Annotated in this window: 22 protein-coding genes; 6 read left to right on the forward strand and 16 right to left on the reverse strand. The window is 47.9% G+C overall.

Annotated elements, in window-relative coordinates; all coding sequences use genetic code 11:
• Positions 1-135 precede the first annotated feature (135 nt).
• Complete coding sequence (gene gndA / locus SG35_RS16105; protein ID WP_044831405.1) at positions 136-1677, reverse strand: NADP-dependent phosphogluconate dehydrogenase; 1542 nt, start codon at positions 1675-1677, stop codon at positions 136-138.
• 249 nt (positions 1678-1926) lie between these two features.
• On the opposite strand from gndA, the gene gap reads away from it, so the two are divergent.
• A complete protein-coding gene (gene gap, locus SG35_RS16110; RefSeq protein WP_044831404.1) occupies positions 1927-2949 on the forward strand; it encodes a type I glyceraldehyde-3-phosphate dehydrogenase in 1023 nt (340 codons plus the stop codon).
• A gap of 222 nt (positions 2950-3171) precedes the next feature.
• Here gap and SG35_RS16115 read toward each other — a convergent pair whose 3' ends face one another.
• The 6 genes from SG35_RS16115 to zwf all read right to left on the reverse strand — a co-directional run bounded on the left by SG35_RS16115 (position 3172) and on the right by zwf (position 10272).
• A complete protein-coding gene (locus SG35_RS16115; protein WP_201777759.1) occupies positions 3172-3987 on the reverse strand; it encodes a S1 family peptidase in 816 nt (271 codons plus the stop codon).
• Between the two features lie 671 nt (positions 3988-4658).
• Positions 4659-5306, reverse strand: coding sequence for a bifunctional 4-hydroxy-2-oxoglutarate aldolase/2-dehydro-3-deoxy-phosphogluconate aldolase (locus tag SG35_RS16120; RefSeq protein ID WP_044831403.1), 648 nt, complete (start codon positions 5304-5306; stop codon positions 4659-4661).
• Positions 5303-6277 (reverse strand): glucokinase, encoded by a 975-nt coding sequence (locus SG35_RS16125; RefSeq protein WP_044831402.1) that lies wholly within the window; start codon positions 6275-6277, stop codon positions 5303-5305. The genes SG35_RS16120 and SG35_RS16125 overlap by 4 nt, the downstream gene beginning before the upstream one ends.
• Positions 6277-8103: a phosphogluconate dehydratase gene (edd, locus tag SG35_RS16130; protein WP_044831415.1), complete on the reverse strand. Its 1827-nt coding sequence runs from the start codon at positions 8101-8103 to the stop codon at positions 6277-6279. The genes SG35_RS16125 and edd overlap by 1 nt, the downstream gene beginning before the upstream one ends.
• A 4-nt stretch (positions 8104-8107) precedes the next feature.
• Complete coding sequence (gene pgl, locus SG35_RS16135; protein ID WP_044831401.1) at positions 8108-8803, reverse strand: 6-phosphogluconolactonase; 696 nt, start codon at positions 8801-8803, stop codon at positions 8108-8110.
• Complete coding sequence (gene zwf, locus SG35_RS16140) at positions 8803-10272, reverse strand: glucose-6-phosphate dehydrogenase (protein WP_044831400.1); 1470 nt, start codon at positions 10270-10272, stop codon at positions 8803-8805. The genes pgl and zwf overlap by 1 nt, the downstream gene beginning before the upstream one ends.
• 282 nt (positions 10273-10554) lie before the next feature.
• Between zwf and SG35_RS16145 the strand changes: the two genes are divergently transcribed.
• The 4 genes from SG35_RS16145 (at position 10555) to SG35_RS16160 (ending at position 14938) form a co-directional block, all read left to right on the forward strand.
• Positions 10555-11403 (forward strand): MurR/RpiR family transcriptional regulator, encoded by an 849-nt coding sequence (locus tag SG35_RS16145; RefSeq protein WP_044831399.1) that lies wholly within the window; start codon positions 10555-10557, stop codon positions 11401-11403.
• A 128-nt stretch (positions 11404-11531) separates the two neighbouring features.
• Positions 11532-12983: a pyruvate kinase gene (gene pyk, locus SG35_RS16150; RefSeq protein WP_044831398.1), complete on the forward strand. Its 1452-nt coding sequence runs from the start codon at positions 11532-11534 to the stop codon at positions 12981-12983.
• Between the two features lie 186 nt (positions 12984-13169).
• Positions 13170-13685: an aminoacyl-tRNA deacylase gene (locus tag SG35_RS16155; protein ID WP_044831397.1), complete on the forward strand. Its 516-nt coding sequence runs from the start codon at positions 13170-13172 to the stop codon at positions 13683-13685.
• Positions 13686-13918: 233 nt separating this feature from the next.
• On the forward strand, positions 13919-14938 hold the full coding sequence (locus SG35_RS16160) for a 6-phosphofructokinase (protein ID WP_044831396.1): 1020 nt from the start codon (positions 13919-13921) through the stop codon (positions 14936-14938).
• A gap of 86 nt (positions 14939-15024) precedes the next feature.
• Here the strand turns inward: SG35_RS16160 and SG35_RS16165 are convergent, their stop codons facing one another.
• Entirely contained in the window at positions 15025-15612 is a 588-nt protein-coding gene (locus SG35_RS16165; protein WP_044831395.1) for an SAM-dependent methyltransferase, read from the reverse strand.
• A 100-nt stretch (positions 15613-15712) separates the two neighbouring features.
• Between SG35_RS16165 and SG35_RS16170 the strand changes: the two genes are divergently transcribed.
• Positions 15713-16123, forward strand: coding sequence for a helix-turn-helix domain-containing protein (locus tag SG35_RS16170; protein ID WP_044831394.1), 411 nt, complete (start codon positions 15713-15715; stop codon positions 16121-16123).
• Here the strand turns inward: SG35_RS16170 and SG35_RS16175 are convergent.
• The 8 genes from SG35_RS16175 to SG35_RS16210 form a co-directional block, all read right to left on the reverse strand.
• Positions 16120-16488 (reverse strand): GFA family protein, encoded by a 369-nt coding sequence (locus tag SG35_RS16175; protein WP_044831393.1) that lies wholly within the window; start codon positions 16486-16488, stop codon positions 16120-16122. The two genes, SG35_RS16170 and SG35_RS16175, sit on opposite strands and share 4 nt — an antisense overlap.
• A 73-nt stretch (positions 16489-16561) precedes the next feature.
• Positions 16562-18748 carry a TonB-dependent receptor gene (locus tag SG35_RS16180; protein ID WP_053042840.1) on the reverse strand — a complete coding sequence of 729 codons (2187 nt, stop codon included), beginning with the start codon at positions 18746-18748 and terminating at the stop codon, positions 16562-16564.
• A 232-nt stretch (positions 18749-18980) separates the two neighbouring features.
• Positions 18981-19817, reverse strand: coding sequence for a LytR/AlgR family response regulator transcription factor (locus SG35_RS16185; protein ID WP_044831392.1), 837 nt, complete (start codon positions 19815-19817; stop codon positions 18981-18983).
• A gap of 2 nt (positions 19818-19819) precedes the next feature.
• Positions 19820-20887 (reverse strand): sensor histidine kinase, encoded by a 1068-nt coding sequence (locus SG35_RS16190; RefSeq protein WP_044831391.1) that lies wholly within the window; start codon positions 20885-20887, stop codon positions 19820-19822.
• Positions 20888-20965: 78 nt separating this feature from the next.
• Entirely contained in the window at positions 20966-21967 is a 1002-nt protein-coding gene (locus tag SG35_RS16195) for a phosphotransferase (RefSeq protein WP_044831390.1), read from the reverse strand.
• An 11-nt stretch (positions 21968-21978) separates the two neighbouring features.
• Entirely contained in the window at positions 21979-22629 is a 651-nt protein-coding gene (gene pnuC / locus SG35_RS16200; RefSeq protein WP_044831389.1) for a nicotinamide riboside transporter PnuC, read from the reverse strand.
• A gap of 8 nt (positions 22630-22637) precedes the next feature.
• Positions 22638-22907: a hypothetical protein gene (locus tag SG35_RS16205; protein ID WP_044831388.1), complete on the reverse strand. Its 270-nt coding sequence runs from the start codon at positions 22905-22907 to the stop codon at positions 22638-22640.
• A gap of 173 nt (positions 22908-23080) precedes the next feature.
• On the reverse strand, positions 23081-25228 hold the full coding sequence (locus SG35_RS16210) for a TonB-dependent receptor (RefSeq protein WP_084692544.1): 2148 nt from the start codon (positions 25226-25228) through the stop codon (positions 23081-23083).
• Positions 25229-25286: the final 58 nt, after the last annotated feature.

The raw sequence follows: 25286 nt of genomic DNA on the forward strand, positions 1-25286 counted from the left end.
TTGCTCGCCCCTTGCTGTTACCGGCAATTCTAATCATCCCTGCTTTGCGCCATACCATACATCCTGTATATAAAAAGGCACTTCACTAAAGTGAAGTGCCTTTTTACTAAAACATGTTTTTACCCGGCTAGTGCCTTATTTTTGCACCGGCGGTATTTCTACGGTTTTACGCTCCGGCGAAGACCACTGCACATGGTATTTTTTCCCTGCCGGCTTATCTACCCGCTCAAACGTATGAGCACCAAAGAAGTCCCTTTGTCCCTGTAATAAATTCGCCGGTAACACTTCTGCCCGCATCGAATCATAATAAGATAACGCCGAAGACAGGGCACCGACAGGAATACCGAGCAAAGTGGCATCAGCTACCGATTTTCGCCAGTTACCCTGATGTTCATTTAACTGCCCGGCAAAAAAGTCATCCAGCAGCAAGTTGTCCAAGTCTTCATTGCGCTCAAATGCCTCGGTGATCGGCTGCAGGAAAACGGCGCGGATAATACAGCCGGCCCGCCATATTTTGGCGATACTGGCAAAGTTCAGGGTCCAGTTATGCTCTTTTGCCGCCAGTTTCATTAACTGGAAGCCCTGGGCATAAACACAAATTTTCGCGCTGTAGATGGCATCATGCAAACGATCGATAAAGGCCGTTTGCTCTTCTGCGGTAAAAGATACCGCTTGTGGCCCGGATAACTTCTGAGCCGCTTGAACGCGAAAATCTTTAAAAGAAGAAATAGATCGGGCATAAACCGCCTGAGAAATAGTCGGCGCAGGGCAACCTACTTCCAAACTGCTGACCGCGGTCCATAAACCGGTCCCTTTTTGTCCGGCTTTATCCAGAATAAGGTCAACCAGGGAAGTGCCGGTATCAGAAGACTTCTGACGCAAAACTTCCACCGTGATTTCCATTAAATAACTGTCCAGCGGACCCTGGTGCCATTTTTCAAAAATATCGGCAATGTCATCGGTAGATAATCCCAGGCCGGAGCGCAGGATATGATAGGCTTCACCGATGATCTGCATGTCCGCATATTCAATGCCGTTGTGGACCATTTTCACATAATGACCGGCACCGGCAGGCCCGATATAGGCGGCGCAGGGATCGCCTTCATTGATCACTTGTCCGGGCTTGGTACGCTCCAGCGGCTTGCCGGTGTGCGGATCCACTTTCGCGGAAATCGCTTCCCAGATAGGTTTTATCCGGGTCCAGGCATACGCAGAACCACTGGGCATTAATGCAGGCCCGAAACGCGCCCCCACTTCCCCGCCGGAAACTGCCGACGAAAACAGGATAAAGTTATTTTTATACTTTTGCTCACGGGCAACGGTATCCATCCATAAGCTGTTACCGGTATCAATAACGATATCATCCGCGCCTATGCCTGCACCGATCAGGTTTTCACAAACTTGGTCAACAGGAGCGCCGGCGGGTACGGATAAGACAATGAGGTGGGGAGGTTTTAACTGGGAGAGAAGTTCGGTATAAGAGGAGCAGCCATGAACCCGGGGGATATCTGAGTTATTTTCTTGCTGATCCTGTAAAATAACATCATTTACTTTTTCGCTGCTTAAATCAAACGCCGCAATTTTATAGCCATTATCTGCCAGGTTAAGCACCAGGTTCTTACCCATTACACCCAGGCCGATAAAGCCTATGTCACACAAAACCGTATCTCGTGTCATCAATTTATTCCAACTGTGAAAGATGAAGAAGCCAGGGGCTCCGATTTAAATTGAGCGTCATTGTAACACGCAAAATGGTGTAAATCCTACAAAATTACCGCGATAAAACCAATAAAACACCTATAATATAGTAATCATACGTAATTAATGCTTAAAAATTGATTCAAAACAGCTAAAAGATGATCTTTTACTTGCAGTTTCTTAAAAATGATGTAATTTTACTACATAAAATATTTACCGGAGTTTATTATGACTATTAAAGTAGGCATCAATGGTTTTGGCCGCATAGGTCGTTTTGTCTTCAGAGCAGCAGCATTACGTAACGATATTGAAGTTGTTGGTATCAATGATTTAATCGATGTCGATTATATGGCATATATGTTGAAATATGATTCAACCCATGGCCGCTTTAATGGCACAGTAGACGTGGTTGACGGTAATTTGGTGGTTAACGGTAAAACTGTCAGGGTCACCGCAGAGCGCGATCCGGCGGCATTAAAGTGGAACGAGATCAATGCCGAAGTCGTGGTAGAATCTACCGGCCTCTTCCTCACCGATGAAGCTGCCCGCAAGCACATCGAAGCCGGCGCCAAGAAAGTGGTCATGTCTGCCCCGTCCAAAGATGATACGCCGATGTTTGTTTGTGGTGTTAACCTTGACAGCTACCAGGGTGAAGATATTGTTTCCAATGCTTCCTGTACCACCAACTGTTTGGCGCCAATTGCCAAAGTATTAAATGATAACTGGGGTATCGCCGACGGCCTGATGACCACAGTCCATGCCACTACAGCCACACAAAAAACCGTCGACAGCCCTTCGGCTAAAGACTGGCGCGGCGGCCGCGGTGCTGGCCAAAACATTATTCCTTCTTCAACCGGCGCAGCGAAAGCCGTGGGTAAGGTTATTCCCGAGCTTAACGGTAAACTCACCGGTATGGCATTCAGGGTCCCTACCCCGAATGTTTCCGTGGTTGATTTAACCGTCAACCTGAAAAAACCGGCCAGCTACCAGGAAATCTGCGATGCCATGGAAAAAGCTTCTCTGGGTGAACTCAAAGGCATTTTAGGTTATACCGAAGATCAGGTCGTCTCCAATGACTTTGTTGGCGAAACCTGTACCTCCTATTTTGATGCCAAAGCCGGTATTGCTTTAACCGACAGCTTTGTGAAACTGGTTTCCTGGTATGATAACGAAATCGGTTATTCCAACAAGGTATTGGATCTGGTGTCTTATATTGCCAGTTATGAGCAAGCGGTACTAAAGTCGGCTTAAGCCATTAGTTCATGCTGATGGCCCGGTAAATTAAGCAACGATTAAAAGTTGCCCTACTTCCATCTTAAGCTGCAGGCAACTTCACTTTATCGCTAAACACAAAAAACCAGCAAACTAAGTTTGCTGGTTTTTTATGCTGCAAAGGAATGAACCAGGACTAAAACATATCTACGGCTTAGTCCCGCTCACACCAATATATCAATCCCAGTGCCAGTCTGGCCGTTAAAGGTAACTTTCAATAAAATTGAGTACATTGATGCGATCCAGGCGGAACACCCCGCCAGTCCCGGCACAATTGCCATTTTTACCAAAAGAAGTTACACCAGCAATAACACTGCTCTGCCCGAGAAAATTAGGCCCTCCTGAGTCACCAAAACATACCCCGCCGGTACTGCGGTTATTGGAGAGCAACATAGAAAAGTCGTTTTTAGCCCCCAGGCGGTTTATTTTCACCAGATGCGGGGTGGCAAACATGCGCACCCGGTTGGCCTCCATAAACACCGGGTTTATTTGCTGCAGGCCATAACCGACGGCAGTAAATGAGCTCTCTTGCTGACCGCGACGATGGGTAAGTTCATCCAATTGATCTGCTTCTGGCAAGCTGGGATAGGAGTCAAGCACGACCCCGGGTTCTTGTAAGATCACCACACCTACATCATAACGGGCAAAAACCGCATGGCTAAAGCTTGGATGTGATGCCCAACTGACCGCTTCAACACTGTTAGGTCCCTTGTTGGGGTAATAGTTATTACCTTCATCAACATTAGACTCGATAAATACCCGCATTCCGGAAAAATCTCCCGGCTCCCCGGTACAGTGGCCGGCGGTAAGCACGACAGTTGGCGACAATAAAGTCGCACTACAGCGGCCAACCGGAACACCGCCGGCCTCCATCAACAGCATCACTACCGCCGGATGGTTGTCGCCATCGAGCTCACCGTCAGTAATCGCCAGAGCAGGAAAACTTAACGGCAATAAGCTCATCATAGAGCAGGCCAGAGTTAAAGTGTTTTTTTTCATCACGTCGATTATCTTCATAATTCTCTCCAGTATTTCATTACAGCAGGCCTTATGGCCTGAAATATGGTCAAACATTAAAAACCTGTTGAGGTGTTTTAACGGAACTAATAATCAATTATTCGGATCAGGTGTATTAACCTTATGAGACATGTCATCTTCTGCGGGTTAAAGCTTCCTTAAATATCTTAAAACAAGATTTTCACTTGTTTTAGCAGGGATCAGGTGAAGCCTTCCAGGCCCCCCCTTGCTCTGGTGTTAATACGCTATTGTCATACTGCCCGTTTCCCTCCTTTGACGATATTAACATTATAAACTTTGCTCTGAGGCAGATAATCAAGGGCAACCCCGTAGGGTCATCCTGCTTCTATCTAAACGACAACTATCTAAACAACAACTATCTAAAGCAAAGCGTTAATCATGATTTAAAAAAATTATCCAGAAACCACTTTCCAGTATAGTGAAGATGCGGTCAAACATTGACGAGCAGAAAGAAAACATTCCCCCAGGGCTTTTAGAAATTTAAAGCAGCCCCTGTAATAACTAGACTGTAGCAACAGGCCTGACCAGGCAAATAAAATTCACGGCATCATTACCCAGGTGTGAAGTTTAAATCAACAGTCAGCTAGCTGCGGGCATAAAAAAACCAGGCTAAGCCTGGTTTTTATTAACAACATCAACTGCCGTCATTATTATTTTACATGATTAAGCGCCTGGGTGGCGAGATCCGTAATTGCAGCCCAGTTCTTTTGCTTAACGATATCATCGGTAACCAGCCAGGAGCCACCGCAACAGGCAACATTAGGCAAGGCCAGATAATCGCGGACATTGCTCGGGTTAATGCCGCCGGTGGGACAAAAACGGATATCCGGGAAAGGACCGCCGATAGACTGTATTGCCTTGACCCCGCCCGAAGCTTCTGCCGGGAAGAATTTCAGGTGATCGTAACCTAAATCAATCGCATCCATCATTTCAGAAATCGAAGAGATACCGGGAATTAATGCAATGTCGCCTTCATTACCCGCTTTTAATAAATCTTTGGTTAACCCGGGACTGATGGCAAACTTGGCACCGGCATCGGCGCAGTGCTGCAACATCTCACGGTTAGTGACCGTGCCCGCGCCAACAACTGCTTCCGGCAATTCTTTGGCGATAGTTCTGATCACTTCAAGCGCCGACGGCGTTCGCAAAGTCACTTCAAGCACTTTAATACCGGAGGCTAACAGCGCCTTAGCGATCGGCAAGGCATCTTCCACGTTTTTAATCACAAGCACAGGCACTATAGGGCCCATGGCAAAAAGCTCTTTTGGCGATATTTGCCAGTTTTTTGATACCGTCATAATTCCTCTGTATTGTGTTGGCGAAGATAAGCTGAAGCGCCGATAATGCCCGGCTGTGATTCGGTGATCACAAAGGTCGGGATGGTTTTGTTAAATTCGACAAAACGTCCTTTGGCTTCAAAGCGACTTCTAAATTCACTACTTTTAAAATATTCAATAAAACGCGGCACTATGCCGCCGGCGATATAAACCCCGCCAAAGGCGGCCATGGTCAATGCCAGGTTGCCTGCAAAACTGCCTAAAATCTTGCAAAACTGCGCCAGGGCCTGCTGGCACACGTCACAGCTTTCATTGAGCGCCCTTTCGCTGATGTCCTTGGCGCTATAAGGCTGGGGAGCTTCCCCTTTATCAAACATCAATGCCTGGTAAATCTGCTCTAAACCTAAACCGGATAATACCTGCTCATAAGACACCCTCGGGTATTTAGACAACAGATAAGCTAAAATACGCGTTTCATCTTCATCTACCGGGGCAAAATCGACATGACCGCCCTCACCGCCCAGGCTGAGCCACTGGCCATTGGCCGGCACCACATGGGCAACCCCCAAGCCGGTGCCCGGGCCACAAATGGCGATGGGTTTATCCGCTGCCACACTGCCCTGACCGATTTGCACTTTTTGCTCATCGCTTAAAAACGGCACCGCATGGGCAATGGCGGTATAATCATTGATCAATAATAACTTGTTGAGACTTAAGGTTGCTTTAAGCGCAGATTTTGAAAATTGCCAAGGCAAATTGGTCATGGAAATCAGATCATTTTCCACCGGACAGGCAATTGCCAGGCAGGCATTAATTGATTTGCCGGTTATCGCCTTTTCACTGAAATAATGCTTAAGCACATCCGCCAAACTGGCAAAATCATTACACTGGAACACTTCCAGTTCACTGATCTTGCCCTGCTCATCACTGATCCCCAGGCGAATATTGGTGCCGCCGATATCGGCGACAACATTAACCATAGATTCACTCATTAACCGACACCACCTTCATCAAACAAAGAGCAGGCGCCGGTATCGGCCGAGCTTAAGTTACGGCGCATAAAGCCGAAGATTTCACGCCCCATGCCCTGGTGATGGCCATTGACCTGGAACTGGGCATTTTCTCTTTGCGCCAGCTCTTGCTCGCTTACTTTTAAGATCAGCTCACCGGTTTCACCGTCAAGGCGCAGGATATCGCCGTCGCGGATTTTCGCGATAAGGCCGCCATCTAAGGCTTCCGGACATAAATGAATAGCTGCAGGCACCTTGCCTGAAGCGCCGGACATACGGCCGTCGGTCACCAAGGCCACTTTAAAACCTTTATCCTGCAATACGCCAAGCGGCGGTGTTAACTTATGCAGCTCAGGCATGCCGCGGGCTTTTGGTCCCTGGAAACGCACCACGGCAATAAAGTCTTTTTCCAGCTCTCCGGCTTTAAAAGCGGCATCGAGATCATGCTGATCTTCAAAAACCACTGCCGGGGCTTCAATGACCAAGCTGCCTTCACGCATTGAAGAGGTTTTTAAGACACTGACCCCTAAATTACCTTCCAATACTTTTAAGCCGCCGTCGACTTTAAAGGGTTTGGCAACGGTGGCGATCACCTGATCATCGCCGGAGACTTCTGCACCATCCACCCATTTCAGCTCACCGTCTGCTAATACCGGTTGCTGGGTATAACGGCTTAAGCCTTTACCGCAAATGGTTTCAACATCTTCATGCAATAAACCATTGCCGAGCAATTCTTTAAACAATAACGCCATACCGCCGGCTTGCTGGAAGTGGTTAATATCGGCATGACCGTTAGGGTAGATACGGGTGATCAGCGGCACAACTTCAGATAAATCATGAAAGTCCTGGAAGTTAATGATAATGCCCGCCGCCCTGGCAAAAGCGATAATATGCATGGTCAGGTTGGTAGAACCGCCGGTGGCAAGCAAGGCGACGATAGCATTGACAATAGAGCGTTCATCTATCATCTTGCCCACAGGCATATAATTGCCGTTTTGTTGGGTTAAGCGCGTAACCTGGCGGGCCGCTGCTTTGGTTAATTCTTCCCTAAGCTCGGTATTGGGGGCAACAAAAGAAGCACCGGGTAAATGTAGCCCCATCACTTCAACCACTAACTGGTTGGAGTTTGCCGTACCAAAGAAAGTACAGGTACCGGCACTGTGATAAGAGGCGGACTCGGCTTCTAATAACTTATCCTCACCGATTTCACCTTTGGCAAATTGCTGGCGAACACGGGCTTTTTCTTTATTGGGAATACCTGAAGGCATAGGACCTGCAGGAACAAATACCGTCGGCAAATGACCGAAGGTCATACTGGCAATGAGCAGGCCAGGCACGATTTTATCGCAGATCCCGAGCATCAGTGCGCCGTCAAACATATTATGGGATAAGCCAATCGCCGTAGACATGGCAATCACATCCCGACTCATCAGACTGAGATCCATTCCGGGCTGGCCTTGGGTAACACCGTCACACATGGCTGGCACACCACCGGCAAACTGGGCAACACCGCCGGTTTCTTTTATCGCCGCTTTAATGATTTGCGGGTAAGTTTCATAAGGCTGATGGGCGGACAACATATCGTTATAGGCAGAAACAATGGCAATATCGCTATGATTGATACCGCGCAAAGTTTGCTTGTCTTCTTTACCGCAAGCAGCAAAGCCATGGGCCAGGTTACCGCAGGACAGGCTTGCCCTGTGCACCGTCTCTGATTTGGCCCGTGCTATTTTGTCCAGGTAAGCACTACGCGAGTCTTTACTGCGCGCTTTGATACGCTCGGTTATCGCTATAATATCTTTATTCATCATACTACTCCGCCCAAAATACTTGCGTATTGATTTGTGGGTGCTGCAAAAATGCCCTGATCGGCATTTCCAAAATATCCTGCTTGCCAAGCGCCTTGTTTAATACGGTTTTCTTACCGGCCCCGGCAATGTGCAGGAAAATGGCTTCACTTTTGATCAAACTGCTGAAAGTAAAGCTGATGCGCTGATGAGGTGCCGTTTTCGGCTGAACCTTAAGTAAGGCATTAGGATTATCCTGCGCCAGGCCGGTTTGAATCTCATCACTGCACGGGAACAGGGAGGCGGTATGTCCGTCTTCACCCATGCCTAAAATCAATACATCCAAAGGCAATAAAGATGATTTCGCCGCCAGGTTCAGATCCGTTAAGGTCTCATCTGTTAGGGCTTCCCCTTGTTTAAGGTGGAAAAATTTCGCTTCACTGGCGTTATTTTGCAGCAAGTGCTCGTGCACCAACTTGGTATTGCTGGCATCATCATCAATATTAACCCAGCGCTCATCGGCCAGGGTTATTGTGACTTTTTTCCAGGGCAGTGTTTTTTGCGACAAGGCTTTAAAGAAACCTTTCGGGGTAGAACCGCCGGATACTGCAAGACTGGCTTTGCCCTTAGTTTCGATGGCCTGGCTTAAAAGCGCTGCCACCTTATCGGCTAAGGCATTATCCAGCGCTGCTTTTTCATTAAATTCATTGATTTGATACATTATTCAACCCACTGCCTGTCGTCACGTGCAATTAAAGAAATCGAGGAAACCGGTCCCCAGGAGCCTGCGGCATAAGGTTTAGGTTTTTCCTGGGTACTTTCCCAGGCTTCGATAATGCCATCGGCCCAGGCCCAGGCCTGTTCAACCTCATCGCGGCGCACAAACAGCGACTGGTTACCGTTGATAATTTCCAGCATCAAACGCTCGTAGGCATCAATTACCCGCTCATCGCGATAGGTTTGGGAAAAACTCAAATCCAGCTTGTTTTCATGGATTTTAAGCTGTGAGGCTATTCCCGGGATCTTATTCATCATCTGCAGCTCAACCCCTTCATCCGGCTGTAAGCGGATGGTCAGTTTGTTGGCAGGCAGATCGCTGTAGCTGTCTTTGAAAATATTGTGGGGCTGCTCTTTAAAGTGCACAACAATTTCACTGTGCTTGGCAGGCATGCGCTTACCGGTACGTAAATAGAAAGGTACGCCGGACCAGCGCCAGTTATCGATTTCCGCTTTAATGGCAACAAAGGTTTCGGTACTGCTTTTTTCGTTAGCGCCCTCTTCCGCCAAATAACCGGGCACAGGCACACCGTTAAGGTAACCGTCGGTATACTGACCGCGTACGGTTTTTTCCTTGATATTTAGATGATTGATGGGACGTAATGCTTTAAGGACTTTGAGTTTTTCATCCCGGATACTGTCGGCGCTTAGATCCGCCGGCGGCTCCATCGCCATCAGGGATAAAATCTGCAACAGGTGGTTCTGTACCATATCGCGCATTTGTCCGGCTTCATCATAGAAACCCCAGCGTCCTTCGATACCGACGCTTTCTGCCACCGTGATCTGCACATGGTCGATACTGTTGCGGTCCCAGTTGGAAGTAAACAATGAGTTGGCAAAGCGTAATACCAGGAGATTTAATACCGTTTCTTTGCCCAGGTAGTGGTCAATGCGGTAAATCTGGTTTTCTTTAAAGAAGCGCGATACCTGGTCGTTGATCACCTTGGATGATTCCAGGCTGTCGCCGATAGGTTTTTCCATGACCACGCGATCTGCTGCGCTGATAAGTTTTGCCTGATTTAATCCGTCACAGATGGCGCCGTATATTGCCGGCGGGGTCGAGAAATAATAAATGCGGGTTTTATGCCCCTGCTTGAGGGTTTGGGCGAGATGTTTAAAAGCAGCACTCTGGCTGAAATCCAGTTGCTGGTAAACCAGGCGGCTGAGAAAACGATCCAAAACCTCGCTGTCCAGGCCTTCGCTGACAAATTCATTTAGATTGGTTTCAACAAAATCGCTAAATCCTTTTATATCCATGTCAGTACGCGCTACCCCGAGGATGCGGCTTTTAGGATGCAATAAACCGGCAAGGTCAAGCTGATATAACGCCGGTAGTAACTTACGACGAGAAAGGTCCCCGAGCGCACCAAACAAAACAATTTCACTGGCAGACTGACTATCTAAATTTTTCATATGGTATTTTTCTCTAGTTTACTCATTGTAACTAAACTACATTTAGCCTTAATTTAGCGTCTGATCCTTCATCAGTAAAGAACTTTTTGTAATTTTACTACATCTTTTGTGCTCACGGCTTTTATTACCCTTTTACTGAAAATACTAGCGGTGAATTATTAAACATTTGCTAATTTTCTCTGTTTTGATTTATATTATGTGTCAAAATGAAAGAAAATTTCATTTATTCTGTCGTTTTAGCAGAAAATAAATTACAGTAAAAAGATCTGGGATCATGCATTTATGAATATATTAGAAAAGATCGCCAACGAACTGGACACATTTAGTAAGTCTGAGCGGAAAGTGGCAGAAGTCATATTGGCCTCCCCTAGTACTGTTATCCATGCAAGTATAGCGGCATTAGCCAAACAGGCGAATATCAGCGAGCCTACGGTAAACCGTTTTTGCCGACGTTTGGATACTAAAGGATATCCTGATTTTAAATTACACCTGGCGCAAAGTTTGGCCAACGGTACACCCTATGTTAACCGGCATGTCGACGAGAATGATACCGCCGAAGAATATACCGCGAAAATATTTGAATCGACCATGGCCAGTCTTGAACTGGGCCGTAAAAGTTTAGACACAGCCGCCATTAACCGCTCGGTAGATTTACTGACCCAGGCCAATAAAATTTCCTTTTTTGGCTTAGGTGCCTCCGCCGTGGTGGCCCATGATGCGCAAAACAAATTTTTCCGTTTTAATGTGCCCGTGGTCTACTTCGATGACATATTAATGCAACGCATGAGTGCTATTAATAGCCAGCAAGGGGATGTGGTGATCGTCATTTCCCATACCGGCCGTACCAAATCCCTGGTGGAAGTGGCCAGTATTGCCAAGGAAAATGATGCCACAGTGATCGGTATTACTTCTGCCAACTCACCGCTGGCGAAAGAATGTAATATCGTATTAACGGTAGATGTCGCCGAAGATACCGACTTATATATGCCGATGTCTTCACGTATCGCCCAGCTGGCACTTATTGATGTACTGGCCACAGGTTTTACCCTGCGCCGGGGCACTAAATTCAGGGATAACCTGAAAAAAGTCAAAGACAGTTTACGAAGCTCCAGGTTCGAGCGCAAAGATTAAAGGGTTTATCGCACCTCCCAATAGGGAAAACGATAGACCAGCTAGAAAAAATTAACAGTCAGCTCGTTAAGAGCCGTCTGAAGAAAGAAATTTAATAACCTCAATACTTTTTAAAAGTAAGGATTAAAATGCTTAGAAGAACAAAAATCGTTGCTACTTTAGGGCCGGCAACTGATGACAGAGAGACGTTAAAACAGGTACTGGCAGCCGGTGTTAACGTGGTAAGACTTAATTTTTCTCACGGTGAGCCGCAAGATCATATCGACCGTGCCAATGCAGTGCGCGAGCTGGCCAGGGAATTAGGCATCTATGTTGGGATTCTGGGTGATTTACAAGGGCCAAAAATCAGGGTATCGACCTTTAAAGACGGTCCTATCCAACTGGCAATCGGCGACAAGTTTGAACTTGATGCCACCTTAGGCAAAGGTGAAGGGAACCAGGAAAAAGTCGGTATCGACTACAAGGCCTTGCCTCAGGATGTCAGCGAAGGAGATATCCTGTTACTTGATGACGGCCGGGTACAGCTTAAAGTGCTCTCCACCACTCAAACCTCGGTTTTCACCGAAGTGACCGTGGGCGGACCTTTATCGAACAACAAAGGCATTAACCGCCAGGGCGGCGGCTTGTCTGCCGCGGCATTAACCGATAAAGACAAAGAAGACATCAAACTTGCGGCGAAATTAAATGCCGATTTTCTTGCGGTTTCTTTCCCGCGCGATGCCGCCGATATGCGCGAAGCTCGCCTGCTGGCCCAGGAAGCCGGTTGCGATGCCCGCCTGGTTTCGAAAATCGAGCGTGCAGAAGCGGTCAACGATGACAAGGTATTGGATGAAATTATCCTGGCCTCGGACGTGGTGATGGTGGCCCGTGGCGATCTCGGTGTTGAAATCGGCGATGCCGAGCTGGTGGGCAAGCAAAAACATATTATTGCCCGTAGCCGCCAGTTAAACCGTATCGTGATCACCGCCACGCAAATGATGGAGACCATGATCTCACAGCCTATGCCGACCCGCGCTGAAGTGATGGATGTTGCCAATGCCGTACTCGACGGTACAGATGCGGTGATGCTCTCGGCAGAAACCGCCGCCGGCAAATACCCGATAGAAACCGTCAAAGCCATGGTCAATGTCTGTTTAGGCGCCGAAAAACAGCGCTCTGTTCATACTTCCGGCCACCGTATCGAGTTAATGTTCAGTGAAATTTCCGAAACCATCGCCCTGTCGGCCATGTATGCGGCAAACCACTTAGACGGCGTTAAGGCGATCATCGCCCTGACCGAGTCGGGACATACCACGAAAATCATGTCGCGTATCACTTCGGGATTACCGATTTACTCCTTATCCCGTCATGATAAAACCTTAAATAAAACCGCCATTTATCGCGGTGTTTACCCGGTAGCCTTTGATTCCACCCAAAGCGACAACGACAGCCTTTCCGGGGATGTACTGAAGCAAGTGATCAAACAAGCCAAGTTAAACGTCAATGACAAGGTGATTTTCACCCACGGCGATGCCATGGAAACCGTAGGTGCTTCCAATACCCTGAAGGTGCTTAAAGTGACCAAGGCGCATTTAAGCTAAGCGTTATTGCATAGACCTATGCCCCTGGTTTCTCCCAAAACCAGGGGCATTTTTGTTTCTTGCCCGCCTGTTTTATCTTTTGATACACGTCATAAAAACAGCGGATAAAGCAAGCTAAAACATGTCCTCAAGCGCCTTGCTTGCTATACTTGTTGCAGCAAATCTCTATCAGTGCAGAGGGGCAATATGGCTATTTCCAACACCTTAAATGATTACCTATCCAGCCATGATATCCACTACGAATTAGTACAACACCGCCATACCCAGTCTTCCCTCGACTCTTCCTGCGCCGCCCATTTGCCCGGCTCTCAAGTGGCAAAAGCAGTGATTTTACAAAGCCGGGACGATAAATTTCTGATGGCGACCCTGGCCGCCGATCACCGCCTGGACATCACCCGGGTCAACGAATTGATGGACAAAGAGTATCATGTCGTCAGTGAAGCCAGGTTGCGGGACCTGTTTCCCGACTGTGCCCAGGGCGCCATTCCGGGATTAGGCCAGGCCTTTGCCATCGACAACCTGATTGATGATGGCCTGCTCGAAAGTGAGCAGGTATATCTCGAAGCCGGAGATCATCATTCTTTAGTTAAACTGGAGCAGCAACAATATTTAGCTATGGTTGAGCACATGCCCCATGGCAATATTTGCGGCGAAGCACTTGGCATGCCCAGACAAACAGCAATCCTTCGCCAGGAAAAGTAAAAAGTCACCACAATAAACCTGGCGGTGATTTCATTTCTCACGTTAATTGTTAGGATCTCTGCTTACTGCGCACCAGCAACAAAAAAGCTTGCTGTACATTCGCTTAGTGAAGACCTGCGGTATTATAACGGTAATAACAACACTTTCTTTACTGATGCCTGATTTGGAATATAACAAGATTTGATAAACTGGCTAAGGTTAAACAACAACAGTGATTAGCGCAGGGAGTTAACATGGATAATCAACTCAAAAGGGTGGCCTTGCTGACCAGCGGCGGCGATGCACCGGGCATGAATGCCGCCATCAGGGCGGTGGTACTGGCTGCCCATCATTCTCATATTGAAGTGTTAGGTTTTTTCCATGGCTTTAACGGCCTGCTGGACAATGACCCCACCCTGCTGGATTTATCCTCCGTCAATGACATTATCCGCCTGGGGGGCACTATTTTAAAAAGCGCCCGCTGCCCGCAATTTCAAACGCCAACAGGCTTAAAACAGGCGGCCAATACCTTAGTCAAACAGCATTGCGATGCCTTGATCGTGATCGGCGGCGACGGCTCTTTTACCGGCATGCTGGCATTAAAACAATATTGGCATGGTCAAATGATCGGCATCCCGGGCACCATAGATAACGACATCGACGGCAGTGACGCCACCATAGGTTTTTCCACTGCGGTCAATACCGCCATTGACGCCATAGATAAAATCCGGGATACCGCCAATGCTTTCGAGCGCATTTTTATCGTCGAGTTGATGGGACGCCACAGCGGTCATATTACCTTTAATGTCGGGGTCGCCTGCGCCGCCGAGCAGGTATTGTCGTTTGAAAACTTTTGTGCCGACAATCAAGAGCACAAACTCGAGCAGTTGGCGCAAGAAATTAATACCCTGCAGCAAACCCGGCAGAACAGCTATATTTTGGTGATTGCAGAGAATGTCTGGCCCGGCGGCGCCACCGCCCTTGCCCGGGAGCTCAAAGCAAGGTTTGCTATCGACAGCACCGCCTGTGTGCTCGGGCATATTCAGCGCGGCGGCTCACCCGACGCCAAAGACAGGGTGATTGCCACCAAAATGGGGGTCGCTGCCGTCCAGGCCCTGATCAATGGCGAAACCGATATGATGATCGCCGAGCAAAACAGCCGCATTTGCTCCGTGCCCCTGGAGCAGGCGATTCAACATCAGAAAAAGGTCAACCCCAACCTGGTGGCCGCCCATGAAAATATTCTGGCGCTAACGGCGCAAAACCAATGTTAAGCCAAATAAACTTATCAACACGGCTTACCGCCCCCCTTCCCTTGCCTGCCTTCCCTTGCCAGCTCTTTAGGGCAAAGCTTACGCGGTTAGCTTTTCACAGCAATAACCTGCACCACAGCGGCTTGCCCTGTATGGTATATCCCTTCAACAACACTGCGCTGTAATTCTTTTAAATGAAGAAAATTCAGCTCTGCCAGTTCGCGGCGCAGCATTTGTGCCGTTATCATAGTATCTGCTGAATTCCCGCCCCCGGTGCCAAAACTGAGTTGCTCCGGGGTATAGTTTTCCAGCAGGAGAACCCCTTGAGGTTTTAAAGCCGCCATCACTTTTTCATGCAGCTTTTGCCTAAATGAAGAAGGCAAAGGGCAAAAAATGGAAACAATACCGTCCCATTGGCACTGCCCCGGCTCGTAATCCGCTAAATCAGCATGAATGCATTCTATGCTCACCCCGTTTTCCTGCGCTAATGCTTGCGCTTTAGCCAACCCCACCCGCGACGAGTCCACCGCAGTCACCTGATACCCGAGCCTAGCCATAAAAACAGCGTTACGCCCTTCCCCTTCAGCCAGGCTCAACACTTTACCTTTTGGTATTGCACCAACGTTTTCCTGTAAAAATTCATTAGGCTTAGTGCCGTATGCATACTCTTTTGTCGCGTATCTTTGATCCCACATAAGTTTTCCTTTTTTCTTTATATTGTGCTCAATTAACTTTAAAACTATGATACAAGTTCAAGTCAACTTGAAGTCAAGCACATATTTAAGGGGAAGATCTGTGGATATCGCCAAGGTCGCCAAAGCCAGCGGATTACCGGCCTCAACGCTGAGGTATTATGAAGAAATAGGATTGATTCAATCAAATGGCAGAAACGGCTTACGCAGGCTTTTCCATGCAAGTGTCATTGACAGGTTAGCCCTTATTTCCCTTGGACAAAATGCCGGGTTATCACTCGATCAAATTGGCGGCATGCTGACCGCCAAGGGAGCAGATATAGACAGGGAACTGTTGCTGGCAAAGGCGGATGAACTGGACAAAAAAATCAAAGCGCTGACTTCTATGCGCGACGGACTGCGCCACGCCGCGGCCTGCAAGGCAGAAAATCATTTTCAGTGCCCGAAGTTTTTGAGGCTGTTAAACCTTGCCCCGAAAACACGTTTAAGTAAAGCAAGTAAAAAAGCAGGTTAGCTTTTTGATAACCAACAGGCTTTTGATTCCAGATGCAGTTCTTTGATTTCAGGTAAGGACAATTCATGATCAAAAGCCGCCAGTGCTATCGCCACCCATTCGGGAAAACGCTCACTGCAGCCCCATTCGATATTTGAGCCGCAGCGGCGACAAAATTTACGTAAAATATCCTCAGAGGAGTTATAAACGGATAACTTGTCTTCCCCCTGCAGGTAGTTAACATCATCTCGCCTGAAACGGGCATAGGTGGCGTAAGCCGCCCCGTGCTGCTTTCGGCACATAGTACAATGGCAATGCGATACCTTAACCGGCTCGGCATCGATTTGGAGTTTTATCGCGCCACAAAGGCAGCTGGCTTTATTCATCTTCAATTCCCTGACTCATCACTCTCTTACTATACAAGCCATTGATAGTTAATGTAAATAAAGACAGAAAAGATTAAAACTTGGTTTGAAAACTTAATTCAACCGCTCTTGGCGGGGCAATGCCTATTTGGTTGGGATAAAAGATATCGCCCCAGGGGGCATAGTCTTCATCCAGTATATTACGGGCATTGATAGAGATGCGTAACTTGTCCAGGGTATAGGCGGCAAAGGCATTCACCACCATATAATCCTGTAAGGTGACGGTATTTTCAAAGTTAGTATGGCGTTTGCTTATGTAACGCACTCCCCCGCCCAACTCCAGCGGTAACCCGGCAATGTTATTAACACTGAACCAGGCATTGGCCACCCACTTGGGTACATTCGGCGGGGTATTGCCGCTGGCATCAACACCAAAGTCCGGATCCAGGTAATCCTCATACTTAGCCCGGGTATAGGCAAAATTTCCCCCCACCCGCCAGTTTTGCGATAAACGCCCGGAAGCGGCAAACTCTATCCCTTTCGCCACCTGGCTGCCTGAATTCCCCACACTATCATGTGTCACCAGCAAGAGAATATTTTCCCGTTTAGTTTTATAAATCGCCGAGGTCATTTCGATGTTGCCGTCGGCGGATACCGATTTAACACCCAGCTCAAGCTGGCTGATATCGGTAAAATCAAAGTTTTCATTGGCGTTAACCAGGTAGATATTTGAACCCACGGGATCATGGCCGGTGCTGAACTGGCCATAGACAGAGAGATTTTCTGTCAGCTGATAACTCGATGCCAGCCGGTAAGAAGTGGGTTTAAACGTTCTTTTAAAGCTGTCTTCAACAATAAAAATGCCATTTTCATCAAAATTATCCCGGGTGGTATCAATGAAATCTTTACGTATTCCCAGGGATAAATGCCAGTCATCGTTGAGAAACACAGTATCTTCAACCATGATGGCAAACTCATCTATTTTGGTCGGACTGAGCCTTTTATCAAGCGGACCAAACAGGCCGGCGACGGGTTGGTACGGATCAACACTGTCGCCGTCAGGAAATCCACGGGCACGTTCAAAATCTGTGCGGGCATAGTCCAGCCCGATCGTCAACTGATGCTCAACTTGACCGAGCAAGTGTTCGATATTGATATCGAGTTGGTTGCCGTAAAATTGATGATCATGGAAGACAAAAAACCTGTCCCGGTCGAGCAAAGAGGTTTGTGGGTTAAAAACATAGCTTTCGGCATTTTTCCATGCCCGGTCGGCGCTAAAGTGAAACAAAGTATTTTTCACTTTTACCCTGCTGCTTGGCTGCCAGTTAGCCGTGATTTTGCTCCATAAATGCTCAGAATCCGATCTTTGGTCGTCAATATTATAATTATTAAACCTTAACTGCTGATCCAGTACCGAGCCATTATCAGTGTTGATAATCCCCGAAATGGGCTCCCGGGAAAAAGGTGCCGGTACCAGCGGGGTCCCCCAGTAAGCGGGTAAGTCATCGTCTAAATAATCAAAACTGAGCAGCATATCCAATGACGGCGACACCTGCCACAGCATGGACGCTGTGATATTAAAGGAATAAGAGTCAGTATCATCAACCCAACCGTTAGAGGCAGCACGGTTAATATCAACACGATAGGCCAGCTTATCGGTAACAGGTCCGGAGCGGCCAATGCCCCATTCGCTGCTGTCAAAGCGGCTATAGGCGCCAAACAATTCGGTGGCGCTTTCCTGGCCAATCACAGGCTTTTTGGTGATCATATTGATAATACCGGAAGCCGTTGGCGCAGCAAAATGTAAAGAAGCCGGCCCTTTTAAAATCTCCACCTGCTGCAGGTTAAAGGTATTATGTGGCCGCATTGTCATAGATGCCGGGCCAAGGCGGATACCGTCGCGCAATACAATAACAGAGTCGCGGATAAAACCGCGCATGGAAAAGCTCGACGGCTCTGCCGGTGACTCCCCGGAAATCACCCCGACAAGATGTTCGGCCGCTTCGGTAACCGTTTTCAACCCCCTGGCACGCATGGTCCGGCTGTTGATCACTTCCACCGATAACGGCAGTTGCATCGCGCTCAGCTCAAAGGGATTGGCGGTTTTTATCGCCTGCCCCAGGCCAAGGTCGCGTACCGCGGCCCCGGCAATGTCGATTTCCAGCAATGCCTTTAACGATAACTCCGGCATATATTCATCTATCGGCTCTTGGGCAGTCGCAGGAGGTAAACCGATAAAAAACAGGAAAATAAAATAAACCCGTCGGGAGCACAAAAGCATAACGTCCCCTAAGTTATAGTGATAATAATAGCCAGGTTTATTTTCTAGTATAGAGCCTATTGGCGGGTACGGGACAAATACAAGCCTGGATTACAGGGGGAGGCAGGGGAATGGCTGTTTTTTGCAAAGGATTTTTTACAGCTAACTCCCCCTTAGCCGGGATAACATCAAGGGCTATTTGTCATCCCTATACCGGTCTGAGGGGCAGTAAAAATTTAGCGATTGAGAACCGCTAACAGTTAATCGCCTGTTTTACCTTCTCTTTATAGCTGCGGCTGACTTTAAGCTCTTTGCCGTTTTTCATCACCAGGAAATATTCACCGTTTAACTGGCTGCAAAACTTTTCGATATAGTTTTTGTTAACCATGCTGGAGCGGTGACTGCGGATAAAAACTTTCGGATCCAGGATCTCTTCCAGCTGCTTCATGGTTTTACGCAATATATGGGTGCCCTCGCCGGTATAAACACACATATAATCCCCCGCGGCATCTATCCATAAGATATCTTTGACCATCACCCGGGTAACTTCGCCGCCATCTTTAATCGCCAAGACATCGGTATACTGGGTCAGGTTTTCACTCAATTTGTCCCCGTCATTACTGGCGAGCTGTTCCAGTATTTTTTCACAGTCGTTGCCGGTCACATCACTGACCAGGCGCACCAGTTTAGACTTATGATCACTGTCCTGCTGCACTTGCTTATGCTGGCGTATTTTATCGAGTGCCTGGCTTAACCTCAGTTCATCCACAGGTTTTAACAGGTAATCTATGGCATGTACTTCAAACGCTTTAATGGCATATTGATCAAAAGCGGTCACAAACACCACCATAGGCATGGGCAGTCCCTGTGCGATAATTTGCTCGATCACGCCAAACCCGTCCAAACCCGGCATCTGGATATCGAGAAACATCAGCTCCACCTGACCGCCGGCAAGGGTTTCAATCGCCTCACGGCCGTTACTGCACTGGGCCTGAATATCAATATCGCTGTGGGCTTGCAAACGTACCGCTAAGCCTTTTCTGGCAAGGGGCTCGTCATCAACTATGATGGTTGATAGTGGGCTGTTCATTACTACTGTCCTAACTCATACGGGATGCGGATATTTACTTTAACACCTGAAGGCTGATTATTGGAGACCACAAGGGAAAAATTATCCCGGTAAAGGGCCTGTAACCGCTCGCGGCTGTTCACTAAGCCCACCCCGCACTCACGGAATAAGTTGCCGTTTTTGATCTCTGCCCCCGGGCCGTCGTCTGCCAGTTCAATCAAGAGGTCATTGCCAAAACGGCTGACCGAGACGGTAATGCTGCCTCCCTGCTCCTGCACGGCAATGGCATGTTTAATCGCGTTTTCCGCCAGGGGTTGTAAAATCATGCTCGGCACTAAAGCCTGCTGACATTCTTCATCAATATTAAAATGTACCTGCAAACGTTCTTCAAAACGCACCTTTTCAATATCCAGGTATAAGGACAGCGCCTGAATTTCACTTTGCAGTGTCACCCGTTTCATCGGATCCTTATCCAGGGAGTAGCGTAAAAATTCGCTGAGCTTAGTCACCATGCCATTGGCCAGATCATTTTCTTTCACCAAAATCAAAGTGGAAATGGCGTTAAGGGTATTAAAAAGAAAATGCGGATTCAGCTGATAGCGCAGCATTTTCAGCTGGGCCTGATGGGCGACGGTATTGGCCTTAAGCACATTCTGCCGCTCTTTTTGCAGCATCTGGTAATACTTGATACCGAAATACAAACCGCTCCAGCTAAGGATGATATAAAACGCCCAGACACTGGATTTGGTATACAAAAGCCAAAAATCAGGCCGGTAGCCGTGTTTATAGATTTCCCAATAATTGAAATTTTTCACCACCTGCCACAGGACACCGGTAGCATAAGAGGCCAGGATCACCACGATGGCTATTTTAAGCGGCGATAAATTCCAGGCCCGGCGGTAAATATAGCGCAGGGGCACAGTGAATAACCAGCCGGCATAGGCATTGAGAAAAATGATGATGACAAAGATATCACGGGAGTCATGCAACAATGACCCGAGATAATGTACTAAGGCAAAACCAAACCAGCCTGCTGTATGTAATAACCAAAAAAAGCGGTTATTGTTTTCGACTAAATCTTTCCAATTCACACAAAATAACCAATAACATGTCCTAACGATATTATGCGCCGCTTCCCTTGGTGACGCACTACCATTAATCGTAACTTCTCAGCAGCTTATCTCATTCTCCGGGTAAAAATCAGCAAAAAGTTGATGAAAGCTGCCATCGGCCAGGGCAAGTTCGTCCAGCAGGACAAACTGACGGCTTGCCTGCACCATAAATTGCTTGTCGCCGCTTTCGTGCTGATACACCAGATACCACAAGGCATTGATCAAATAGCAAAATGCCAGATAGTGACAAAGTTTGTCGCTGTATTGGCCATTCAACAAAAAAGTATTAAGCGGTACTTGCTCAAGCAGCGCCAGCATATCCGGCTGCGGGATCTCATTGACCGCGATCAGCATCGCCAAATCAAACTCTTTTTCCGCCAGGGCGCAGCATTCAAAGTCGATTAACCAGGCCGTGCTTGTCTCAATCGCCTTATCTGTATCCCCTGGCTGTGTTGCCAGAAGAATATTGGAGAAGTTGATATCCCCATGGCAGGGAACCAAAGGACCGGGTGTGATCCCGGCTGTGATTTTCCCTGTCAGTTTATTCACCTGCGCCTCCTGGGCCACCGTTAATTCACCGGATAAGGCAGAGGCTAATTCGCTTATCACCAGCGCCATATCCAACACCGGCAAGGCCACCTCCAGCTGATGGCAAGAAGCCATTAAATCCAGGGCTAAGGCAGCTTTTTCACGGATGTTAAGTGTACTTGATGATAACGGCTCACCGTCAATATAGCGACAAATAAGGTAATCGGGATCCTGATAAACCACAGCAGGAGAAATACCGGCCTTGGCCGCCGCCAAAGAAAACGACACTTCATTGTCAGCGCCGGGCAGCAAGTCTTCCTTATCAAAGACCTCATCACCGCCGCTAGAGTGCCCGGCAAAGCTCTTTACAAAACTCTTCACAAAAAAAGCCTGCCCGCGGTCAATCACCTTGACGCAGGCCTGGCTATAACCGGAAGTGATCGCAGTAATGCTGTCAATATGATGAAAACAAGGCAAGCTGCTTAATGCATCATAAGCCGGGGCAGTATCTTGTATAACAGGTAAGGCCATAGGGGTATAGACTAAGTTAAGGCAACTTTAGCTTCGCCGGAAAAGCTTTGTTTCCAATGATAGTAACCATAAGCGGCGATAACGACATACAGGCCAAAAAGCACTGCGGTCGGGGTCAGGTCTTTTTCCAGGTACAGATAAATCGACACCAGATCAATCACCACCCAGTACAACCAATTCTCCAGGACTTTTTGCGCTACCAGGTAAGTGGCAAAAACCGCAAACACCGTAGTTGCACTGTCAAAATAGGGAAAATGTGCCTGAGTATAATTGGCCATCACATAACCCAGGCCAAGACTGACAAGTGCTAACACGGCAATCACCTTAAGGTGCAAGAGCAGCGGCCAGCTCTGGATCCCCTCCCCTCCCTGTTCGGCGGTGCTGACATTGTTAACGGGCATATTCTTGCTCTTTTGCCAGCAAAACCAGCCATAGACAGCCATCAGCAAATAATACACCTGCAGCAGGGAGTCCATAAATAAATAGACATCATAAAAAATGGCGGTGTAAATCGCGGTGCTGATAAAAGCCGCCGGCCAGCACCAGACATTGCCTTTTGCCGCCAGCACCACATAAAGCAAGGAGGTTAATACCGCCGCCAGCTCCAGCAAAGGCAGGGAAGTAAAATAGTTTACCGTTTCCAAAAATACAGCTTCAGTCATTATTGCTATCAACCTTTTTCTGCTTCAACTACAGAGCGGTCGCCGTTAATAAATTTACAAACAAACACTGCGGCATCAACATTTTGGTGCACCTGTTTAATTTCTGCCATCACATGGCTTACCGCCAGGTCATAGTCGCCAAAAACCTGGGTGCTCATGCCATTGGTCACGACTTTAAGGCCATCAATGCCCCGCAGCCGTTTGATAAAGGCCCAGATCTCATCTTTAAACTTAAGCTCGGCCAGGGGATACAAGCTGATCTCAATTGATATTTTCATCGTTTATCTCCTCATTACCCTCTTTAGATAAGGTTAACCTTATCTGTCCGCAAAGGTTTATACCAGTGCTTGCGCGGTTTATCCAACCCCCGCCAAACACGCAAATGCCACTTTCACCGCGAAAGTGGCATTTTATGCAGATATGTTCAACCAGTGAATTAAATTAACTCAGGTTAAAATTCATAACTCGCGGTTATCCCCAACTGACGCGGCGCACCGTAACGGACATATTTTTTATTGGCCCAGTCAAGGTCGGGCTCATTGCCAAAATAAAAGCCACGGGTGCCGTATTTTTCATCGGTCAGGTTACGGGCCCAGAGATAAACCGCCCATTGATCGGCTTCATAACCGATACGGGCATTGACTAAATTACTGCCGTCGGCTTTCTCATCGTGGCTGTCGGAGTAATAGAAATCACTCTTGCCGGATAAGCTGACATGGCTGAACCAGCCGTTATCCGCGCGGTAGGTCAGCCCGGCACTGTAGGTATATTCCGGGGCATGGGCCAGTTCACGGTCGGAAATGTCCACTTCGCTACCGTATTTATCCTGATAGGCATAATCATCGTAACTGGCATTGAGATAACCGATACTGGCATCAAAGCTCAGTTGCTGGTTTATCGCCCAGTTCAGATCAAACTCCACCCCGTAACTGGTTGAACTGGCGGCATTGGCGGTATAAATAATAAAACGCTGCGGCTCGTCCGGATTTTGCTGCGAGGCATTCACTTGCTGATCTTGCCTGTCCATATAAAACACGGCAAGGTTAGTGCTCAGTCCCAGCTCGGCAAACTGGCTTTTTAATCCCAGCTCATAGTTGATCAGGGTTTCGGTATCAAACTCTTTATAGCGGCTCAGCTCTCCCGGCAAACCCATATTAAAACCACCGGCCTTATAACCCTTTGAAATGCGGGCATAAGCGCCATGCTCGTTGTTTAATTGCTTGCTCAGGGCAAGATGGCCGCCCCACATGTTTTCAGAAGGCGAGAATTCATCTCCCTGGCTGTCATCATAATCTGTGCTGCGGTGCTCAAAACGCAGGCCGGCAGACAGCTGATAACCCCGGCTTAACTCGCTGTCGAGCTGAGCAAAAATGGCAACATTTTCAGCCTGGTATTCTGAATCCAGTACTTCGTCCGGCCAGCCGTTATAGCTGGAGTCGAGATCATTTTCTTCATCCAGTTTACTGAAATAGAGGCCACCGAGCCAGTCGGTGCTGCCGTTAAAGAGCCGTCCCGATTCGTTAGAGCTTAACCTGATTTCCTGGCTGTAGCTGGTGCGCTCTGCCCGCTTATCCCAAAGATAATCATAGGTACAACCTATCATATCGTCAGACTCGCCGTTGCCGTTTTCATCGTAATAATCCACGCACGGCTTGCTTTGCCAGTACTCGGGGTTGGCCCAGTCGCCGTCATAGGCGTGTTGATGGTCGGTATCGCTCATGCTGGTGATAGATGTTAAGACAAACTGCTCAAACCCGGTATACCGGGCTTTAACGGCCAACCCGTTTGATTGCTGGTTATCGACACCCGGCTGATCCGATAAGGTATCAAAACCATTGTTGTCTAAGGTCCAGGCATCAAAGCCGTTGTCTAAATCCGCGTGCAGATAAGTCAAGTCCAGCGTCAATTCATCTGAGGCCAGGTAACGCAGCTTTAACTTACCGGTAAATTCATCGATACCATTGCTATCGTCACGGCCCAGGTACTTGTTGTCCCGGTAACCGTTTTGTTTATGCTGCTCAAACACCGCCCGGTAAAATAACTTTTCGGTAACGGGCCCTGAGCTATAACCGCTATAGGTTTGCAAATCGTCATCGCCCAGGGTGGTTTGCACCCCGTGTTCAAAGGTTTCGGTCGGGGCATTTGACTGGATATATATCAATCCGGCAAGGGCATTGGCGCCATAACGCGTGCCCTGCGGGCCGCGCAGCACTTCAACCTGGCCGACATCATACATATTCGCCGCCATCCCTAAACCGGACATGTCGATATCATCAAGGATAAAACCAACAGATGAATTTGGCGCACCGCGATATTCAGAGCGCTCGCCTACCCCGCGGATCTGGAAATATTTAGGCCTGGAGGTACCGCCGGCAAAATTAAGGTTGGCCACCTTATTGATCACTTCTTCAAAGTGCTGGCCGCCTTCGTCGATAATTTGCTGCTGATCGATCACCGCGACACTCACCGGCACTTCGGCCAGGCTCTGCTGCCTGAAATCTGAGGTGACGGTAATGTGCTCAAGATCATTGTCAAATGAAAAAGCAAGGGGTTGGTACAAGGCCGCGCTTATGGCGATAACCAGTGGAGATTTAAACATAATTACTTCAATTCTTTTGGGAATTGACGCAAGGAAATTTGGGAAGTTATAACGCCGG

This window comes from Thalassomonas actiniarum (assembly GCF_000948975.2).
In the GTDB taxonomy this organism is placed as follows: Bacteria; Pseudomonadota; Gammaproteobacteria; order Enterobacterales; family Alteromonadaceae; genus Thalassomonas; species Thalassomonas actiniarum.

Excerpts from the sequence above, each read along its gene's own strand:
- gndA (WP_044831405.1), bottom strand. The coding sequence starts at position 1,677 with ATGACACGAGATACGGTTTTGTGTGACATAGGCTTTATCGGCCTGGGT.
- gap (WP_044831404.1), top strand. The coding sequence starts at position 1,927 with ATGACTATTAAAGTAGGCATCAATGGTTTTGGCCGCATAGGTCGTTTT.
- SG35_RS16115 (WP_201777759.1), bottom strand. The coding sequence starts at position 3,987 with ATGAAGATAATCGACGTGATGAAAAAAAACACTTTAACTCTGGCCTGC.
- SG35_RS16120 (WP_044831403.1), bottom strand. The coding sequence starts at position 5,306 with ATGACGGTATCAAAAAACTGGCAAATATCGCCAAAAGAGCTTTTTGCC.
- SG35_RS16125 (WP_044831402.1), bottom strand. The coding sequence starts at position 6,277 with ATGAGTGAATCTATGGTTAATGTTGTCGCCGATATCGGCGGCACCAAT.
- edd (WP_044831415.1), bottom strand. The coding sequence starts at position 8,103 with ATGAATAAAGATATTATAGCGATAACCGAGCGTATCAAAGCGCGCAGT.
- pgl (WP_044831401.1), bottom strand. The coding sequence starts at position 8,803 with ATGTATCAAATCAATGAATTTAATGAAAAAGCAGCGCTGGATAATGCC.
- zwf (WP_044831400.1), bottom strand. The coding sequence starts at position 10,272 with ATGAAAAATTTAGATAGTCAGTCTGCCAGTGAAATTGTTTTGTTTGGT.
- SG35_RS16145 (WP_044831399.1), top strand. The coding sequence starts at position 10,555 with ATGAATATATTAGAAAAGATCGCCAACGAACTGGACACATTTAGTAAG.
- pyk (WP_044831398.1), top strand. The coding sequence starts at position 11,532 with ATGCTTAGAAGAACAAAAATCGTTGCTACTTTAGGGCCGGCAACTGAT.
- SG35_RS16155 (WP_044831397.1), top strand. The coding sequence starts at position 13,170 with ATGGCTATTTCCAACACCTTAAATGATTACCTATCCAGCCATGATATC.
- SG35_RS16160 (WP_044831396.1), top strand. The coding sequence starts at position 13,919 with ATGGATAATCAACTCAAAAGGGTGGCCTTGCTGACCAGCGGCGGCGAT.
- SG35_RS16165 (WP_044831395.1), bottom strand. The coding sequence starts at position 15,612 with ATGTGGGATCAAAGATACGCGACAAAAGAGTATGCATACGGCACTAAG.
- SG35_RS16175 (WP_044831393.1), bottom strand. The coding sequence starts at position 16,488 with ATGAATAAAGCCAGCTGCCTTTGTGGCGCGATAAAACTCCAAATCGAT.
- SG35_RS16180 (WP_053042840.1), bottom strand. The coding sequence starts at position 18,748 with ATGCTTTTGTGCTCCCGACGGGTTTATTTTATTTTCCTGTTTTTTATC.
- SG35_RS16185 (WP_044831392.1), bottom strand. The coding sequence starts at position 19,817 with ATGAACAGCCCACTATCAACCATCATAGTTGATGACGAGCCCCTTGCC.
- SG35_RS16195 (WP_044831390.1), bottom strand. The coding sequence starts at position 21,967 with ATGGCCTTACCTGTTATACAAGATACTGCCCCGGCTTATGATGCATTA.
- pnuC (WP_044831389.1), bottom strand. The coding sequence starts at position 22,629 with ATGACTGAAGCTGTATTTTTGGAAACGGTAAACTATTTTACTTCCCTG.
- SG35_RS16205 (WP_044831388.1), bottom strand. The coding sequence starts at position 22,907 with ATGAAAATATCAATTGAGATCAGCTTGTATCCCCTGGCCGAGCTTAAG.
- SG35_RS16210 (WP_084692544.1), bottom strand. The coding sequence starts at position 25,228 with ATGTTTAAATCTCCACTGGTTATCGCCATAAGCGCGGCCTTGTACCAA.